At 60.1% G+C, this 18,729-nt stretch carries 7 protein-coding genes; all 7 read left to right on the plus strand.

Going from position 1 to position 18,729, the window contains the following annotated elements; translation table 11 throughout:
• The first annotated feature begins 717 nt into the window (after positions 1-717).
• The 7 genes from CI785_RS06555 to CI785_RS06585 all read left to right on the plus strand — a co-directional run bounded on the left by CI785_RS06555 (position 718) and on the right by CI785_RS06585 (position 18,603).
• The gene (locus tag CI785_RS06555) at positions 718-1,572 is read left to right on the plus strand and encodes a metal-dependent hydrolase (protein ID WP_240615044.1); all 855 of its coding nucleotides are present in this window, start codon (positions 718-720) and stop codon (positions 1,570-1,572) included.
• Between the two features lie 504 nt (positions 1,573-2,076).
• Complete coding sequence (locus CI785_RS06560; protein ID WP_105031273.1) at positions 2,077-2,343, plus strand: hypothetical protein; 267 nt, start codon at positions 2,077-2,079, stop codon at positions 2,341-2,343.
• Positions 2,344-2,668: 325 nt separating this feature from the next.
• Positions 2,669-5,521, plus strand: a complete 2,853-nt coding sequence (locus CI785_RS06565; protein ID WP_157940193.1) for a Tc toxin subunit A-related protein — start codon at positions 2,669-2,671, stop codon at positions 5,519-5,521.
• 36 nt (positions 5,522-5,557) lie between these two features.
• Entirely contained in the window at positions 5,558-12,829 is a 7,272-nt protein-coding gene (locus CI785_RS06570; protein WP_105031275.1) for a SpvB/TcaC N-terminal domain-containing protein, read from the plus strand.
• Positions 12,830-13,028: 199 nt separating this feature from the next.
• The gene (locus tag CI785_RS06575; RefSeq protein ID WP_105031276.1) at positions 13,029-14,219 is read left to right on the plus strand and encodes a patatin-like phospholipase family protein; all 1,191 of its coding nucleotides are present in this window, start codon (positions 13,029-13,031) and stop codon (positions 14,217-14,219) included.
• The gene (locus CI785_RS06580) at positions 14,216-14,605 is read left to right on the plus strand and encodes a hypothetical protein (protein WP_105031277.1); all 390 of its coding nucleotides are present in this window, start codon (positions 14,216-14,218) and stop codon (positions 14,603-14,605) included. Before CI785_RS06575 ends, CI785_RS06580 begins: the two co-directional genes overlap by 4 nt.
• A 383-nt stretch (positions 14,606-14,988) precedes the next feature.
• On the plus strand, positions 14,989-18,603 hold the full coding sequence (locus tag CI785_RS06585) for a tetratricopeptide repeat protein (protein WP_170068218.1): 3,615 nt from the start codon (positions 14,989-14,991) through the stop codon (positions 18,601-18,603).
• The last annotated feature ends 126 nt before the right edge of the window (positions 18,604-18,729 follow it).

Genomic DNA, 18,729 nt, shown 5'->3' on the forward strand with positions numbered 1-18,729 from the left:
CAACCGATCCGACTGCGAGCCGCCGGATCTCGAAAGAGGCCAAGCAGGTGGCCGCTGAAGTGCGTCAGCGCGGAAGGGCTACGGTAGCCAACAAGTTCAAGGTGATGTCACACGCCGGCGGATACACCTTCGAACTTCCCGGTAGACGATTCCTGAGCATAATCACCCCAGCTGACGTTGAGACAGTGTTTGGATGGGTCAGCGCTGCGGCCGGTGATACTCCAGCCGAGCAAAGCGGCGGTGGCGGCTCATCCATGTGGGGAGCCTTCGCGACCGGCGAGGTCCCCACCGCGCAACCTGAAGACGACGATGGCGGCTTCTGGGGTGGGGTTAGTGATGTCGTGGGGTGGATCAAGGATGTTCTCACTGACGACGGTCGCACCCCCAGCCCCACCAGTGGAGATAACAGCCCCAGCGGTGGCATGAACAACTCTTCAAGTGGAGACAACAGCCCCAACGGGGGAAATCACGTAACCGTTACGGTACCCCCCGCCGGCTCGAAGTCAGGTGATGGCTCAGGCAGCGGCTCAGGCAGCGGCTCGGGCGGCCACCCACCTGCTAATTCGGATCCTAACCATACGAAAACGCGCGCTAGTTTCGTGATCTGCATTGGGTGCGGCAACTGCATAGAGATGTGAGACAGGGGCGGGGAGGCGCCGGGCGGGAGCCGCACACATGGGAGGTGAGAACACTTCACCTCCCGAAAGGACCGCCATGATGGGTGCCCACCACGCAGCCTGCGGCGCAGCCGCCTGGGTCGCTGTCACCACGCAGATCGAGGTGGGCCTCGGACCGCCAGCCGAGAAGGTCACCTTCCTTCCCGAATCCCTCACCCTGGGCCTCGGCCTGCTCGACGTCAGCCCCGTCGGTGTCATCACCGGCGCCCTGGTCACCGCCGGAGCTGCACTCCTGCCCGACGCCGACCACCACAGTGCGACGATCGCTCACTCGCTGCTGCCGCTGTCGAACATCATGTGCGCCGGCATCGGGAAGATCTTCGGCGGACACCGCCACGGCACGCACTCCCTCCTCGGCATCGTCGCCTTCATCGCCGTCGCCTGGGTGGCCGGACTCTGGACGATGCAAACCGAATCCTTCGGGACGATCTACCCCGGTGCCGGACTGCTGACCATGCTGCTGGTCGCCTTCGCAGCGAAGGCCCTGAAGATGATCCCGGACGGCCTGAAAAAGTCCCCATGGGCGGTCGGACTGGCCGCCGGCGCATTCGTCACCGCATTCGCCCCGAACGAGCAGTTTTGGTTTCCGATGGCCATGGGCATAGGCGTCATCGTCCACATCCTCGGTGACAGGATGATCACCGGCGGCTGCAACCTCGTCCACCCGTTCATCATCCGGCCGCCCGGGGCCATCGGCGCGATCCCCGTCATCAACTGGATGTGGAAAAGGAACGGCTACTTCGCCGTCCCCGTCCTCGGCAACGTCGGCTCCATCCGCGAATGGTGCCTGCTCGTGCCCATCAGTGCTTACGCGATCGGCAATTTCGGCTGGCCGATCACCAGCATGGGACGAACCGGCCTGCAGACCCTGACTGCTGCGACCGGCCTCGGCTGAGCATCACCAGCACCAATGAAGAAGCCCCGGCGGTTGTCGGGGCTTCCCCGCCCGCCCAGAACCACCACACGCCCGTTACCCCTGTCCGGTTTGGATTGTGGGAGGTTCGAAGCGGTGCAGCCGCTTCGCTCGCGTCGTCATACGTGCATCTGCTGTGCCCCTACAAGTAGTGAATGAGTGCCCCTCGCCAGAATCTGCGCCTAACTCTCCCGCTTGTTCACCCCACGTCTTGACGAATGAGTGTGCGCAGGCGCAATCTCTACCTACGAAGTGGACTCGACCCTTCACGGCTGGAGTGCTGGCGTCCTCGTTCACAATTGCGAAGATGCGAACGAGGATCGCATTCAGGACTTTAAGAGAACGACGGGCAAGATCCGCGACCAGCGGGGTGGCACTATTGACATCCAAAGCAATCTACCGCCGCGGCACTTTAGCCCCTAGCGGCAATGAAACCGGTCGAGAGAGTCATCGAGTAGACAGCTTAAGAAGCAAGGAGAACAAGCGATGCCGACGAGACTCAGCGGACAAATTATTGGCATCAGAACCGATAGAGTTGGCGTGGCGATCGCATTGGACAATGACCCTTCGGTCGGCCCGTTGAATAACGAGTTCGTGCTTTTAGGCGACCACGCCCAGTTCAACGCCGTGTACTCCTTAGCATTGCTGGCTGCGACGAACCGCTGGAGTATCCTAATTCGCATTGGCGGCGATGAACCGATCAATTCCACCAAGGAGGCAACCATCAAGTCCATCAGTACCGCTTTTCAATGAATTTGGATGAGGCCTGACAGCGATTTAGCGGATTGCCTGAGGGACGGGATAGGTTCTTCACCAATCTGCGAGGCTTGTGTCGTCTGCTATGCCGACAGATTGCGAAATCGGGTTCGACTGGCACGGCGTACAAGTTGCCCTACACGTGAATGCTTCAAAGCATGTTCAAGTACATCAGTACTGCACCAACTAGTCTCTCGTCGGCCTGGCATATGGATCGTTTCTTCAATATTCAGGCACTTCGTGCAGTAAGGCCCTGGCAACGCCAGCAATCTATCGTGAAAATCATGGTGAATTGATAATGATGTCTTTTCCAGAAAACGGAGTGAAGATTTTCGAGTTCGTCGACCTTTTCGCGGCGGCTAACCTTGACGAGGTAAGGACCGCACTGGGAGACGTTGTCCGACCGGTCGATACGCACCCCGGATCAGTTACGCCGGTTCCGCCCGACCTTCGAGGCCGTGCTAACGACGTCAGGGCGGCGCGGGAGGAGTTGATATTGTTCCTCGGACATTCGGCGATGACTGAGGAAGCCCCCGCATTGCAGGAAGCCTACCAATCGATTCTCTCGGGAAAGTTCGGGCCCGCCCACCGACTGCTGGGCCGCGTGCACAGCCATAGAGACCTGCCAGCGATCACGCCAGCGACGATCGATTTAGCCTTTTCAGGTCCAATCTCGTTCGGAGCCTTCATAAAGGGCGGGGTCGACGCCGAGGGAGAGCCGACAATCGAGCGAGTGACGCGAACCATTTGCCAAGGGTACAAAGGCCCGCCCGTCTCGGCCACTGACATCGTCGCATTGAACAAGTTCTTTCAACCCGGCGCGGCGCGTAAGAGTTTACTCGACAACGAAGCCCTTCAGGGTATCGGCACGCCTCCGCGCCTGGTCGAAGCAATTCACTCTTATGCCCTCCTGCTGCCGGAGGCGGCGACAAAAAAGGTTAATGTTCTCGGTGCGGAGATACGACTTTTCCAGCATTACGTAGCTCTGACTGGTCCCCGCCAGATATTAGCGCTGCCCGGCGTCTTCGTGACTTCAACGGGGCCAGCACGAGGCATTACGCCTGTGCAACAATTCGCCGCCCTCCGGTCCGCATTCGCGTACCTCAAGCTCGGCGACGTTCTGTTCCGACGGCACCGCATTCTCTCTACAGAGAATAGGCGCCTTCTCTGTGAGGTTTACGAAGCCGCGGTACGTATCGTCACGGACAGTGCAATTTCCCCCGGGAACGCTCTACGCGGTCAGGTCATAACGCACGCAGGACGGCAATGTCGGCTTTTGCGAGCCGGTCTCAACGTGCTCGGCTTATCGGAAGACTTCGTTCCGGTCATGCGCTGGACGGCATTGCAAGCCGCAGCGGACAACAAGTTTCAACAACTGGCACAAGCAGCCGAGGGCGCGCTGAACTCACTCGCAGCTGCTCAGTCGCTCATCGGGCAACAGATGAACATCGTCCACGAACTAAACGAGGAGACCTTGCGGACCGGTATTCTCGTCGATCAGATCGCGATTGCAGGTCTCGAGGAAGGGAAGTCCGAAGAGCAGGTGGCGTTAATCAGGGATCAACTGGATGTACTGGCAGCGCAGACCATGGCTGGTTGGGCCTCGCGTATTTCCTCGGCTATCACCAGCCCTCAGTCTTTCGTAGGAGGAGCCCTTATAACGGGGTTCATCGAGTCCTCTGTTAACCACTTTGCGCGAAGTACGGAGCTGGGACACCAACTAGATATAGCAAAAGCGGACGTCGAGATCGCGGAAATCAGAAGTCACATTGCCGAGACCGAGCTGTCTCTATCCCAGCGACGAATCCAGCACTTGGATCAACGACTGAACTTCCTCACCGACAATCGTGTCGACGCCGACCTTTATCTCACACTCGCCGAATTGCATGAGAGAAGAGCTGCTAGGGTGCTCGATACAGCGATCTTGCTGGCCTACCTAGCCGAGCGCGCCTGGTCCTTCGCGCGCGGCCAGGATGCACCGCTCATCAGATTCGACTACTGGGACAATCCTTCCCCCGACACTGTGGGCGAGACTCCGGAAGACCTCGACCCGCTCGCACGTCTTAACGCTGCCACGGACTCGTTGTCAAAGGATTTGGGCGAGCTTCACGACCAAGACTTGCACATGAGTGGGGATGCACTTCGGACGTTTCAGATCCATATTTCACTCAGCCAACATTATCCGCTCGAGTACGCCCGACTGTTGCAGGACGGCGAAACTTACTTCGAGTACTCGCTGTACCAGCTAAATAAGGACTTCCCATTCTCCTACATGTGCAGAATTTACGCTGTAGCGGTTCAGATCGATGCGACCGGCCCGGCGAGCGGCCCGCGCGGAGTACTGGAGCACACTGGCGCGTTCCTGCTGCGGCACAAGGATGTAAGGGATACGACGCGGTTGGTGCCGACCGAGCTCGAGGTGCGACGGGCACGGGAGGAACAGCGGACGGAGGGACGCGGGGTCAGTCCAGTTGGGGGGGTCCTGTCCTACGTTCTAGAAAAGAATCCCATCATATCCACCGAAATTTTCAGCTCTCCGCTTCTACCCGTAAATGCTCCGAATGACTTAAAGCCGGAGGCTCTTCGCGAGGGATTGGAAGGCTACGGCCCGACCGGACTGTGGCGGCTTGAGCTACACAATCTTGAGGAACTGCGGATAGGAGACATCACGATCCATTTCGGCGTTGTCGCTGGCGTGGACACCGGGGACCTGGAAACAAAAATTGAGCAGCTTGTGCATGACTACGAGACAGAACTTGCACCCAATGGCGAGCCACTCGACAAGATCTCCGGATTCTCTCTGCAGGAACTGTTCCCCGACAGCTTTGGAGCCCTTCGCACGGGAACGGCCAGTGTGCCCCTCGAACGCAAGCACTTTCCCGCCTCACTAACGAATCTCCAGTTCAAAGCCCTCGTACTACAAGCGACAGATAATAACGACAAGGGTGTCGAAGGCATTCGGCTACGCTACGGCAGGGCAGACGCGAACTTCCAGCGCGAACGCGTATCCGGCCGAGGCGGGTTCAGCGAAGACCTGGACAGCGAGCCCGAGACCCTTCCCCTCGATGATCGGTTCCCCGTAGAAGGGCCATGGCAGATCACGCTACTCGATGGTGAGCAGGCTTTCACCCAACTTGGCGACCTTCGCCTGTTCGTCATGTACTCCTACCAGTAGCGATACAAGGACACCATTGAGTTGGAGGTCTGATCGATGAGTAACAAGTCAGGCGTTGCCGCCCAGGTCATTTCGTTGCCCAGTGGAGGTGGAGCCCTGCATGGCATCGGCGAGACCTTCGCCCCGGACCTCTTCACGGGAACCGGGAACCTCACCGTGCCAATTACTGTGCCGTCAGGGCGCAACGGATTCCAGCCAGCGCTGAGCCTGTCGTATAGCACCGGCAACGGAAACGGCCCGTTCGGTCTCGGTTGGGCACTAAGTACGCCGGAAATCACCCGCAAAACCTCACGGGGTATCCCCCGGTACCTCGACGACTCGACCGACCCCGACGACCACGACACGTTCTTGCTGTCCGACGCGGAAGACCTCGTGCCGGTCGGCCAGCAGTCCCTAGGAGTCACCCGTTTCCGGCCCCGCACCGAAGGACTTTTCGCCCGGATCGAGCATATCCGTGACGGCGCGGATATGTGGCGGGTGCAGGGTAGGGACGGCCTAGTCAGCCGCTTCGGGGGTACCGGATCCCCCGATGCAGTGTTAGCCGACCCACGGAACCCGTCCAAGATTTTCAGCTGGAAACTGACCGAGACGACCGACCCATTCGGCAACCGGATCCGCTACGAGTACCGGCGGGACCACGCCGAGGACGGACTACGGGCCTGGGACCAGGTTTATTTGGAAACCATCCGCTACGTCGACTACGGCGACGATGCTTTTCTGGTGTCAATTACGTTCCTCTACGAAGATCAACCGAATCCCGTCTCTCATTTTTCCCACCACCGGGCAGGATTTGAAATCCGCACCCGACTGCGCTGCAAACGCATCGAAATCCGGACCCATCCGGATAACGAAAACCACCTGACCCGTAGCATTGACCTGACCTACCTGGATGACCGGGTCCGCATCGGGGAACTGGACGCCGGGTTGCTGCCGCGCAACGGCATCTCACTGCTGAGTCAGGTCCGCGTAACCGGCCACGACGGAGCAGATACCCAGGAACTGCCGCCCCTGGAATTCGGGTACAGCACCTTTGACCCGGAGGGCCGCCGGCCTCAATTGGTCGAGGGTACCGGCGGAACCCTGATGCGTCGTTCGTTAGCTGACGAAGATCTAGAGTTGGTGAGTCTGTTTGGCAACGGACTGCCCGACATCATCGAAATGAACGGCGGCTCCCGGTTTTGGCGCAACCTCGGCAACGGGACATACGATGCGCCGCGCATGATGCCGGAGGTCCCGGTAGGCGTACGGCTGGGCGATCCAGGGACTCAGTTCGGCGATCTTAATGGGGACGGCCGCGCCGACCTCCTCACCCTTGACCGAGGAGGCTACTTCCCGCTCAGCTTCACCGGACGATGGAGTCCTCGAGGATTCGTGCGGTACGCGACGCCGCCCTCCGTCCCCTTCGACGACGGCAATTTGCGTCTGGTAGACCTCGACGGTGACGGCGTGGTCGACGCTCTGCGCACCGGCTCAAACTTCCAGTTGTTTTTCAACGATCCGGTCCACGGCTGGGGAGCGGTGGCAACCAGACCCCGTGGCCCTTTGGAGGAGTTTCCCGACGTCACCTTCGACAACCCACGGGTAAAGCTGGCCGATCTTAGCGGCGACGGCCTGCAGGACATCGTACTAATTGGCCAGGGCCGGGTCGATTACTGGCCCTCTCTTGGGCACGGCCGGTGGGGCGCGCGGATCAGCATGGCCAACAGCCCCCTTTTCGAGGACCAACTGTTGCCGGGGGTTCAGTTTGATCCGCGCCGCGTCCTCCTCGGCGACGTGGATGGCGACGGATTGGATGACCTCATCTACGTCGAGCCCGGCCGCGTGACAATCTGGATCAACCAGAACGGCAACAGTTGGTCGGATCCGATCCGCATCGAGAACACGCCTTCATTCCCTGACATCGACGCCGTGCGGCTGGTCGACCTGCTAGGCAACGGAACCGCGGGCATCCTTTGGACAAGCAACTCGCCGGGGGCCACACTGGCCCTGCACCGGTTCCTGGACCTCACCGGCGCCGTGAAACCCTACCTGCTCGAAATGATGACAAACAACATCGGAGCGGTGACCCGAATACGCTACGCTTCCTCGACGAATTTCTACCTCTCAGACCAGCAATCGCCTTCACGATGGCAGACGCCGCTGCCCTTCCCAGTTCAGGTGGTCGCGCGGACAACAGTTCTCGACGAAATCTCTCGGAGTAAGCTCACGACGAGTTATCGCTACCACCACGGCTACTGGGACGGCGCAGAGCGGGAGTTCCGAGGCTTCGGCCGCGTGGACCAGCTAGACACCGAACAACACGTCGACGAGTTCAATAATCCGGATCTAGCCGATGAAGACTCCAAAGTGGACCCGGTGCGGCAGTCGCAGTTCGCACCTCCGTTGCTAACCAAGACGTGGTTCCACCTTGGCCCAGTCGGAGACGAGTTCGCCGACCGCTTTGAAGCTGACTTCACCGGCGAGTACTGGACCGACGATCCGCAGTTCCTGCCGCGCCCGGTGGCCACCCAGCAGATGCTCGCTGTTATGACAGCCGTTCAGAGGGCCGATGCCCTCCGCACGCTACGAGGTCAGACTATGCGAACCGAAATTTACGCCGTCGACGGCTCCGAAGGCCAGTTGCGACCTTTCACCGTTACAGAGTGGCAGTACGGCATCCGGGAGGAAAGCCCCCCGCCTGACAGAGGCAGTGATCGCCAGCGGATCTTCTTTCCTCATGTCGATGGGCAGCGGACCACTCAGTGGGAGCGGGGCGCCGATCCGATGATCCAGTTCGCTTTCAGCGAGGACTACGACAGTTTCGGCCTGGCCCGCCGCCAATTCATCGTGGCCGTACCCCGGGGACGCGATTTCCGCGTCACGTCCGAGCATGGGAATCCCTATTTGGGAACCACAACCACATCCACTTTCGCCCAGCGCGACGACCAGCTGTACATGGTGGACCGTGTTGCCAAGGTCACAGTCCATGAGATCGTCAACGACGGCAGCCTTACCCTGCTGGAACTGCGCAGGGAGATAGCGGACGGAACCGCCGAGTTGTCGGTAATTGGGGAGACGCGCACCTACTATGACGGGCAACCATTCACAGGGCTTGAGCTAGGGCGGCTGGGCGATTTTGGCGCACCGGTCCGCACGGAGATCCTGGTCCTCACCGAGAAGATTCTCAAGGACGCTTACCGACTGGACTCGGGCGGATCCGCAATACCGCCTTACTTTGCCCTCGGGGAGGCGCCCGCGTGGACGGCGGAGTACCCACAGGAGTTTCGCGACCACACCGCTCCCCACGCGGGGTATACGATAGCGCCGGTAGACAGCGTAGACAGCGTCGAAATCATGGGCTTTTACGTGTCCCAAAACCGCCGCCAGTACGATTTCCATGCGGAGCCGGCCACTGGCCGCGGATTGTTGACAGGGTTTCGGAACCAGATCGGCGGCGAGGCGCAAGTCGAGTACGACAACGTTGGGCTTCTGCCTAAACGGGTGACCGATCCAGCAGGGATGGTGACTCAAGTAGTACACAACTATCGCGTCCTCCAGCCCGGACTCGTCACGGACGAGAACGGAAATCGCACGGCCTATACCTACACCCCCCTAGGGTTGCCGGGCAGCACCTCGGTAATGGGCAAAGAAGAGGAAATCGTCGGAGACACCGTGCAAACGCCCAGCACAAAGTTCGTGTACGACTTCAGTCAGCAACCGGTTGCGGTTCGTACAATCCGGCGTGTGGCGCACATTAGCGACTCCACCTCACCCGAAGAGCAGCGGGCCGCGTCTATAGAGTCAGTGCAGTACTCAGACGGCTTCGGCAGGCTCGTCCAAACGCGTGCCCAAGCGGACGACGTTCGATGGGGCGATCCGCTATTCGGCTCGCTCGTACGTGCGGAAGCGCAGGGAAGTTCGACTCCCCAGCAAGAGGTCACCGGAGTGCTCAGGGGTGCTGAGCCAAATGTGGTGGTCAGTGGCTGGCAGGTCTACGACAACAAGGGTCGCGTGGTCGAAAAGTACGAGCCCTTCTTCGCCAGCGGATGGAGATACGAGCAACCAAGCGAGGCCCAGCGGGGTCAGTGCGTTTCGATGCTGTATGACGCGCGCGGACGGCTCGCTTCCACCCGGCATCCGGACGGAGCGGAGGAGCTGGTGGTGTGCGGGGTGCCTGCCGATCTGTCCGCGCCCAACCGGTTCACCCCCACGCCCTGGGAGGTGTACACCTACGACGCTAACGACAATGCCGGACGCACTTCGGCAGTCAAAGCGAGCGGCTACCGAGACCACTGGAACACGCCAATGAGCTGCATAGTCGATGCGCTGGGCCGCGTCGTCGACCGAACCGAACGCCATCGAGAACCAGGAGCGGACTCGCCAGTCTCGGATATAAAGACCGAGTTTTCGTACGATGTCCTCGGAAACATGGTTGGCGTGACTGACGCGTCCGGACGGTTCGCCATGCGGAATGTCTACGACTTTATGGGTCGTCCGCTACGCGTTGTGCAGCTCGACGAGGGCGTACGCCGCATCGTTCTCGACGCAGCCGGAAACGTCGTGGAAATCCGGGACGACAAGGATGCCCTACATCTACAGGCATACGACGTTCTGCTCCGCCCGATCCGCCGGTGGGCGCGGGACGAGATAAGCGAACCGGTCTCCCTCCGCGAGCGGCTGGAGTACGGCGACAGGGGGGACGCGCAGCAGCTGGCTCAGGAGCGGGCCGAGAATAAGGCAATGAATCGCCTCGGCAAGATCCACCGACATTTCGACGAATCGGGTTTGCTGGTGTTCGCCCGCTACGACTTCAAGCAAAACGTCGTCCATCGGGTCCGCCAGGTCATTGCGGACGAGGTACTACTCGGAGTATTCCCAAATCCTGTTCAACCGCGCCCTGACTGGGCCGTCAAGCCCTACAGAGTTGATTGGCATTCGCTGGCAGGAACAAATCAGCTGGAAGAAGCCGTGCTGGACAGCACAATCTATGAAACTTCAGCGACATTTGACGCTCTTAATCGAATTTCCACCACACGCCTTCCAGCGGACGTCACTGGGCATCGTTCCGAGCTTCGCCCGATCTACAATCGGGCCGGCGGGTTGGAGCAGGTCGAGCTCGACGGGCAAACTTTAGTGGCACGTATCGTCTACAACGCCGCTGGCCAGCGGACTCTTGTCGCTTCCGGCAACGGTGTCCTCACGCGCTACGACTTCGACCCCCGGAGCCGGCGCCTACTGCGGCTTCGATCTGAGCGCTATGCTCAACCGGATCCCTTGACCTACCGGCCCGGAGGCAATGCCCTACAAGATGTGGCATACAGATACGACTTGGCCGGCAATGTACTTGAACTCATCGATAGGGCACCTGGTAGCGGGGTACGTGGAAACCCGGAGGCAGGTCTGGTCGACGACCCACAGTTGCGTTCCTCGGTGGTGGACGGCAACGCGCTCGTTCGCCGATTCAAGTACGACCCGCTCTACCGGCTAATTTCGGCCACCGGGCGTGAGTGCTCCGGGCTTCCGTCGCCCCAGCCATGGCGGGACGATCCCCGCTGTGGGTCGGCTGGAGGCATTGCCAGTCCTGCAAACGCAGCAGAGGTAACCGTCGGTTATGCCGAGACTTACCGGTATGACGCAGTCGGCAACCTTGTCCGGCTGCGACACACCAACAGTGGCGCCGCTTGGGTCCGGCAGTTTGCACTGTTTCCCGGCACCAATCGGCTCCACACGCTGGGCTCCGGCGCCGCTAGTTTCACCTACACCTTCGATCAGTGCGGCAACATGACCGGCGAGTCGACCTCGCGGCATTTCGACTGGGACTACGGCAACCGACTGAAGGCTTACCGCACCCAAGTCGGCAATGAGGAGCCGTCCGTATACGTGCAGTACCTTTATGATGCGTCAGGGGAACGAGTAAAAAAACTCACCCGTCGTCAGGGCGGCATTGCTGAGTCGGCGACGTACATCGATGGGATTTTCGAGCACCACCGGTGGAACACCAGCGGTGCGTCCGGCGCCAACAACTACCTGCACGTTATGGACGGCGACCAGCGCGTTGCCCTTGTGAGGCGGGGACCAGCACATCCGGATGACTTCGGTCCACCCCTGCAATACCACTTCGGCGACCACCTAGGCAGCAGCACAGTCGTTCTCGACGCCAACAATGGTTTCCTAAATCGCGAGGAATACACCCCGTATGGCGAGACCAGCTTCGGCAGTTTTGGCCGCAAGCGGTATCGCTTCACCTCGCGAGAGCGCGACGAAGAGAGCGGGCTCTACTATCACGGTGCCCGATATTATTCCCCTGGGGTGGGCCGCTGGACAAGCTGTGACCCGCAACCGCTTGCTGATGGCACAAATCCGTACCGATACGTCCGAAACGATCCGCTGGCATACCGGGATCCACATGGTACGCAGGCGGAGGCTCGGACTCAACGCCAGACGGGTTCCCGTACCGAAAGTGGATCAGATGCAGCCGCCGATGGATCCCCCGGCCCCATCGGTCGCGCCGCGGAGTGGCTCACTTCGCTGGATGTAGCTTTGCGAGACGCCTATAAGACATTGAACGTATCTAGAGCTGCTGCCGCTCATGCGGATGTTCGAGCCCTTAATGGCCTCCAACCCGGGGAAGCCGCCCGCATAGCCCAACAGACGAGTACGCTTCGAAATGTCCTTCGTGCAGAGACACAAGATAAGCTCACGCCCGGTGGCAGACTCCTGTCGAAGTTGTTGGACAAGGAGCAGAACTGGGCCAAGATCACTGGGCGTTACGGCGATCCGTCCAATGAATCCCTTCCTGCAAGTAAACGTATCGCGATCGCCAACAAAATCATCGAAAAATCGCAAAGTACTTCCAAATGGATGAACAAATTCCAGTGGGTGGGCAAGGGAGTGATGGGACTTGGCGTGGCAGCATCCAGCCTTCAGATCTTGCACGGGGTAGAAAAAATATACTCTGGACGCGGAGCGGAAGGGACCATAGATGTGGCGGAAGGCGCCACCAACGGCGGTCTAACGGTGGGTGTGTATGGTGGCGTGCGTTCGGGCGCCATCGCTGTTGAGGCGGGACTCAGCGCGAGCTTCCTCACGATTGGGGCTACTGGACTGGGGTCCGGCTCGGTCGCGTTCGCATTCACTGAAGTACGACGCTCAGCTTCGGGCGAGAAAACTGCGGCAGCGGAGGCGTCAGACTACTGGGCTGACCTTTACGTTTCAGGGGATCGGCAAGGTGGAGCCGCAGGATTCGGGAAAAAGGTAGCCGGAGGTGTGCTGGGTAGCCTCTCGGCCCTAATTTCCTTCGGGCAGGGAGACCTAGACTGGACTTTCTAAGGAAGACTCAATAGTGATGACCTCAAATCGCCGCGGGACTTCATCCTCCTGCTCCAGCAGCCGGATCCGCTTGCGCAGATCACGATTCTTCGACGTCGCGCTGCGTCATTTCGTCAGGTTCACGTGATGAACACCGAAATCTTGGGCAATCTGCTCGATTGTCACTCCGGGCTCGCGGTTCGCGAAAGAAGAATTCCAAATGAACTATGAGGAACTTACCGCCGCAGGACATCTACGTAATGACGGTCGACCCAAAAGGATCTTGGCGCTGGACGGGGGCGGGCTCCGGGGAGTACTAAGCCTAGGAATTTTGGAACGGCTCGAGGACCTCTTGCGGAGACGCCACGGCGGCGATCAGGACTTTCGGTTATGCCACTACTTCGACCTGATTGCCGGCACCTCCACAGGCGCTATCATCGCGGCCGCGCTGGCTCAAGGCTGGAGCGTCGGGGAGCTCAGGAGAAAGTATTTCAGCCTCGGAGAGCGAGTTTTCGAGAGGAGTCTCTTCCGTAAGGGCTTTCTCCGCGCCAAGTACGACGATCAATTACTGACAGCTCAGCTGAAGGAGCTCTTCGGTGCAGACACCACCCTGGGCAGCGACCGGCTCCTGACGGGATTGCTCATCGTCACCAAACGCCTGGACACCGGCAGTCCCTGGCCGGTAAGCAACAACCCCAGCGGCAAGTATTTCAGCGCCGGTCTAAACGGCAGGCTCGGCAACGGCGAATATCGGCTGTGGCAGGTTGTCCGCGCATCCACCGCGGCGCCGTCGTATTTTGAGCCCGAGACCATCACCATTAGCGGTCCAGAGGATTGGGATCCTGTGGTCGGCAACTTTGTCGATGGCGGCGTTAGCCCGTTCAACAACCCGGCCCTGCAGGCACTCATGTACGCCACTTTGGAGGGCTATCGGATTGGCTGGCCCACGGGAGCCCATAGACTGCTCCTGGTATCAGTCGGGACCGGTTCGACCGACCCCGTCATTAAAAAGAGCGCCCTGGCCGCGAGTCACGCTGTCAGCGCGTTGATGTCGGTGATGAGGGACTGCGCCATGCTGCAGGAAACTATGCTGCAGTGGATGTCAGCCAGCACCACCGCCCGACACCTCGACCGGGATCTCGGGGACCTGGGCAATGACCTCCTTTGCGGAACACCGCTGCTGACCTACTTACGCTATGACGTTGACTTGAGCCTTGAGAACATTCTGAAGCTAGACGAAAGCTTGGCGGACCCGGACAGAACTGCATCCCTCACCGAGATGGATGCCCCGGAAAACATGGAAACGCTCCATCGTCTCGGCATTCTGGCCGGCAAGCGCGACGTGCACGAAAGCGATTTCGATCAGATCTTCGACCTTCCGTCGACCCCAACAGATCGGACCAACGCATGAACATACGCAAACAATACCGCCGCACGCCGGACCAGCATGTTGTTGCCATACCGCTGCGCCTGGACACCCCGGGGTTCAGCTATCGCAAATGGGGGGCAGAGCAGCACTGCAAGCCTGGCGACTGGCTCGTTGACAACGACGGCGACATTTACACTGTCGACGCCGATGTCTTTGCTGCCACCTATCGACAGCTAAGTCTGGGGGCGTACGTGAAAACCAGTCCCGTCTGGGCAGAGCAAGCGGTCAAGTCCGGCAGCATCGCCACCAAGGAAGGTCGCACGCACTACTTCAAGGGCGACTACGTCGTATTCAACAACGAAGACGGCACCGATGGCTACGCCATGAGCGCCGAGAAGTTCGAATCCCGCTACGAACCGGACGACTAGGCGCGGCGGAGAAACTCCCACAGGGTGAAAGAGGGACGCTATGCGCTTGTTCGTCATTCGGGGCTTCGGATTCCACAGGGACTCTTCAGGCGAGAAGATAGATTTCGCCCGTGTTCATGACGTACTTATCGCACCTGCCATGGGGCGGTGCGGACCTACCGGCGGCACCAACACGGACACTTTTCCGGTGCTGAGGAGGCAGGAGAGTTGCACTCCACTCCTCGGCGACTCGCTCACGACCTTCTCAGCAACTGACGTCTTTCCTCAGTGCCCCCTCGGCAGCCCTTGGCCTGTCCCTCCCGCTCAATCTTGGCCCGGGTTCATCTACAGAAAGTTTCATGACAGCGGGGTCAAGTCCTGCCCATGAACGGAAAGATGGGGACATGAAATCAGATGCAGGACCGCAGTGGCAGGTGTTCATCTCCCACACCTCCGAGCTCCAAGAATACCCACAGGGCGGGTCGTACATCGATGCGGTGAAAGGAGCTATCTCACGTGCGGGGCACGTTATCGTGGACATGGCCGAGTTTCCCTCCACGAACGCGCCACCGGCTGAGGAGTGCATCCGGCGCGCCCAGGACTGCGATGTGTTTCTCGGGGTTCTCGGCGCCCGCTACGGCTCATGGGTGAAAGGTGGCCCCAACCTCTCTTACACAGAACTTGAATACGAAGCCGCCACCGAGGCCGACAAGCCGCGTCTGATGTTCGCGATCGACCTGGATGCCCCTAGTTTGGGAATCCCTCCCAATCAACTCATCGACCCGGAGTGCTGGAAGCAGCAGAAGGCCTTCCGTGACCGGATCACCGGCATGACCCAACGGTTCACCAACCCCGATCATTTGGCCATGTTGGTAGCTGACTCCCTGCAGAAGGAGAAGGAGCGACAAGCCGAAGAAGCCAGAAAACGCATAGATAACGACATCGATAAGGAGCGGCAACCCGCTTCTCAGCCAGCGGCACGGGCCTCAAAATTTATCAATCGTCCCCCCGCCACAGCTCCAATCTGGTTCCAGGACCGGGTCGTGGAAACCGGTCTGACTGCCAACTGGCTGACAGACCCGGGTACACGGATGATTACTATCATAGGCCGGGGCGGAATGGGCAAGACCGCGATAGTCTGCCGTCTGCTCAAAGCCCTGGAAGCCGGCCAACTGCCTGACCTAACCCAAAGGCCGGTCTCTACGGCGGTGGGCGGCATCGTCTATCTCAGTCCCACGGGCGACCACGGAGTCAGCTACCCGCACTTAGTCAACGATTTGTGCAAGCTCCTGCCGCCCAACATCGTTCAAATTATCAAGACACAAAACCAGGACCCACGCAACAGTCCCACCCAGATCATGCGGGCAGTTCTCGCCGCCCTGCCCCGCGATGAAGGACCGGTCATCGTGCTGCTGGACAACCTAGAGTCCGTCATGAATACCGCCCAGGAACGCCTAGCGGAGGGCGCCTTGCACGAGGCCCTGCAGACGGTGCTGAGTACCGCTGAACACCCGTTGAAACTTTTGGTAACCACCAGGGTGGCCCCGACCGGTTTGCTGGAAGTCCAGCCCGGCGCCCAGCAACAAATCTGGTTGGAGGAGGGCTTGGGCCCCAAGGACGCCCGAACCGTGCTGCGAGCACTGGACCCCGGCGGATCGCTGGGCTTGGAACAGGCTACCGATAAGGTTTTGAACCAGCTGCAGGAGCATACCCGCGGTTTCCCTCGGGCCTTAGAAGCCGTTAAGGGCATCTTGGCGGCAAACCGCCCAAAACTCACTCCGCAGAACCTGGTGCAGCGCACCGCCGACCTGCCCGCGAATAAGGTGGTGGAGGCGTTGGTGGGACAGGCCTACCAAGCACTGGACGCCAGGGACCAACGGGTGATGCAGGCCGTGGCCGTTTATCCCAGTCCCGTGGCTGCGGTTGGGGTTGATTTCCTGCTTCAACCTTACGACCCCACGATCAACACCACCCCGATTCTAGACCGGTTGGTGCGCTGGCAACTGGTTCGCTACGACCCAGGCCACGACCACTACTACCTGCACCCGGTCGACCGCGACTACGCCCATGCCCAGATCCCCCTCGAAGCTTTGGAGGGCACCGAATTCGCCCACCCGCTGGCGGCATTCCAGGCCCGGGCCGCGGACTACTACGCCCAGATCCGCACCCCGCGCGAGGTATGGCATTCGATCGATGATGTCTTTCCCCAATTGGCGGAGTTCGAGCTGCGCTGCGAGGTCGGCGGCTACGACACCGCCGCCGAGGTGCTCGACGACATCGACGGTGAACTGCAGACATGGGGCCATTACCGCACCGTGATTGAACTTCACACTCGCCTTCACGGGCACCTCACCGATTCTGGCCAAAATATGCGTCACTTGCTTGTTATGGGCAACTGCCAGCACACCCTCGGAAACTACCCTGAAGCAGCAGATTTGTACGACGACCTATTGGTCTCGGCCCACGAGAACAATGACCCTTGGAACAGAGCTGCAGCTTTAGGCAGCCTCGCTCGTTGCCATTACGCTTTGGATCGCTACCCGCAGGCCATTGAACTGCTTACTCAGGCTCTGGCCATCAACCGCGAAATCCGCAACCGCTCCGGAGAAGCCACCAACCTAGGCAACCTTGGGGGCTGCCATGCCGTCCAGGGCAACTACCCGAGAGCTATCGAACTACTCACCCAGGCCCTGGCCATCAACCGCGAAATCCGCAACCGCTCCGGAGAAGCCACCAACCAAGGCAGCCTCGGTTACTGCCACGCCGTCCAGGGCAACTACCCGAGAGCTATCGAACTGCACACCCAGGCCCTGGCCATCAACCGCGAAATCGGCAACCGCTCCGGAGAAGCCACCAACCTGGGCAACCTCGGGGCCTGCCACACCGACCAGAGCGATTACCCCAAGGCTATCGAACTGCACACCCAGGCCCTGGCCATCAACCGCGAAATCGGCAACCGCTCCGGAGAAGCCACCAACCTGGGCAGCCTCGGGGCCTGCAACGCCTACCAGGGCGATTACCCCAAGGCTATCGAGCTGCACACCCAGGCCCTGGCCATCAACCGCGAAATCGGCAACCGCTCCGGAGAAGCCACCAACCTGGACAGCCTCGGGGCCTGCCACGCCGTCCAAGGGGACTACCCCAAGGCCATCGAGCTGCACACCCAGGCCCAGGCCATCAACCGCGAGACCGGCAACCGCCGAGGAGAAGCCACCAACTTGGGCAGCCTCGGTTACTGCCACGCCGACCTGGGCGACTACCCCAAGGCCATCGAGCTGCACACCCAGGCCCAGGCCATCAACCGCGAGATCGGCAACCGCCGAGGAGAAGCCGCCAACCTGGGCAGCCTTGGCTACTGCCACGCCGTCCAAGGCGACTACACCAAGGCCATCGAGCTGCACACCCAGGCCCAGGCCATCAACCGCGAGACCGGTGGTCCCTATGTAGAAGCAGCAGTTCTAAACTTCATAACGGAGAGCCTAGTCAGTACGGGGAACCCACAATCTGTTGTTGTCTTGCTCGAGGAAGCGCTGGACCTCGCGGAAACCATCGATCACAGCCAGATCTTGGAGGAGACAAGGTCACAGCTGGCCGAGATGCGGCTCAAATTGGGGGTACCCGCCTTAGCGCTCCCGCTCATCGCTCAGGGCCGAAAGTTCATTTATCCGCCCCAGCAACAACAACTCTGGTGCCTAAAGGGCATCGCCCTCTCGGCCCTAAAGCAATTTGAACAAGCCCACTCGGCCTTCTTGGAGGCGGTTCACGGGACCGACCGCCTACTGGGCTTGGCGCCGACCAACGTGAGTGCTTTGACCGTCCGCGCCCTGGCTTACTGCGGGCTTGCACTAACCGGTGCCCCGCACCGGAGGGACGAAGCAGTACAAGAACTAGGCCAATTGCGCGCCGCGATCAGTGACGCGACCGGAATCCTCACCGATGTAAAAGCCCTGCTCATGGTGCTATCCACAAACGACCCTGAGGGGATCCTGAAACCGGCTTGGGTAGTTCTACAACAGTGATTCGAGTCAACACCAACCAGCTAAACCCTGTCACCCACTGGTCGAGTATTGACCAAGGCGCCGATGAGGACCGGATCGCACTCCAGGTTGCATTGGAGGGCAATCCAAGCTTTCCTGACTCCTTCC

The sequence above is a fragment of the Arthrobacter ruber genome (assembly GCF_002954225.1).
Classification (GTDB): Bacteria; Actinomycetota; Actinomycetes; order Actinomycetales; family Micrococcaceae; genus Arthrobacter_D; species Arthrobacter_D ruber.

Bases quoted from the DNA above. Each gene is read 5' to 3' on its own strand.
- CI785_RS06580 (WP_105031277.1), top strand. From the start codon at position 14,216: ATGAACATACGCAAACAATACCGCCGCACGCCGGACCAGCATGTTGTT.
- CI785_RS06560 (WP_105031273.1), top strand. From the start codon at position 2,077: ATGCCGACGAGACTCAGCGGACAAATTATTGGCATCAGAACCGATAGA.
- CI785_RS06585 (WP_170068218.1), top strand. From the start codon at position 14,989: ATGAAATCAGATGCAGGACCGCAGTGGCAGGTGTTCATCTCCCACACC.
- CI785_RS06555 (WP_240615044.1), top strand. From the start codon at position 718: ATGGGTGCCCACCACGCAGCCTGCGGCGCAGCCGCCTGGGTCGCTGTC.
- CI785_RS06575 (WP_105031276.1), top strand. From the start codon at position 13,029: ATGAACTATGAGGAACTTACCGCCGCAGGACATCTACGTAATGACGGT.
- CI785_RS06570 (WP_105031275.1), top strand. From the start codon at position 5,558: ATGAGTAACAAGTCAGGCGTTGCCGCCCAGGTCATTTCGTTGCCCAGT.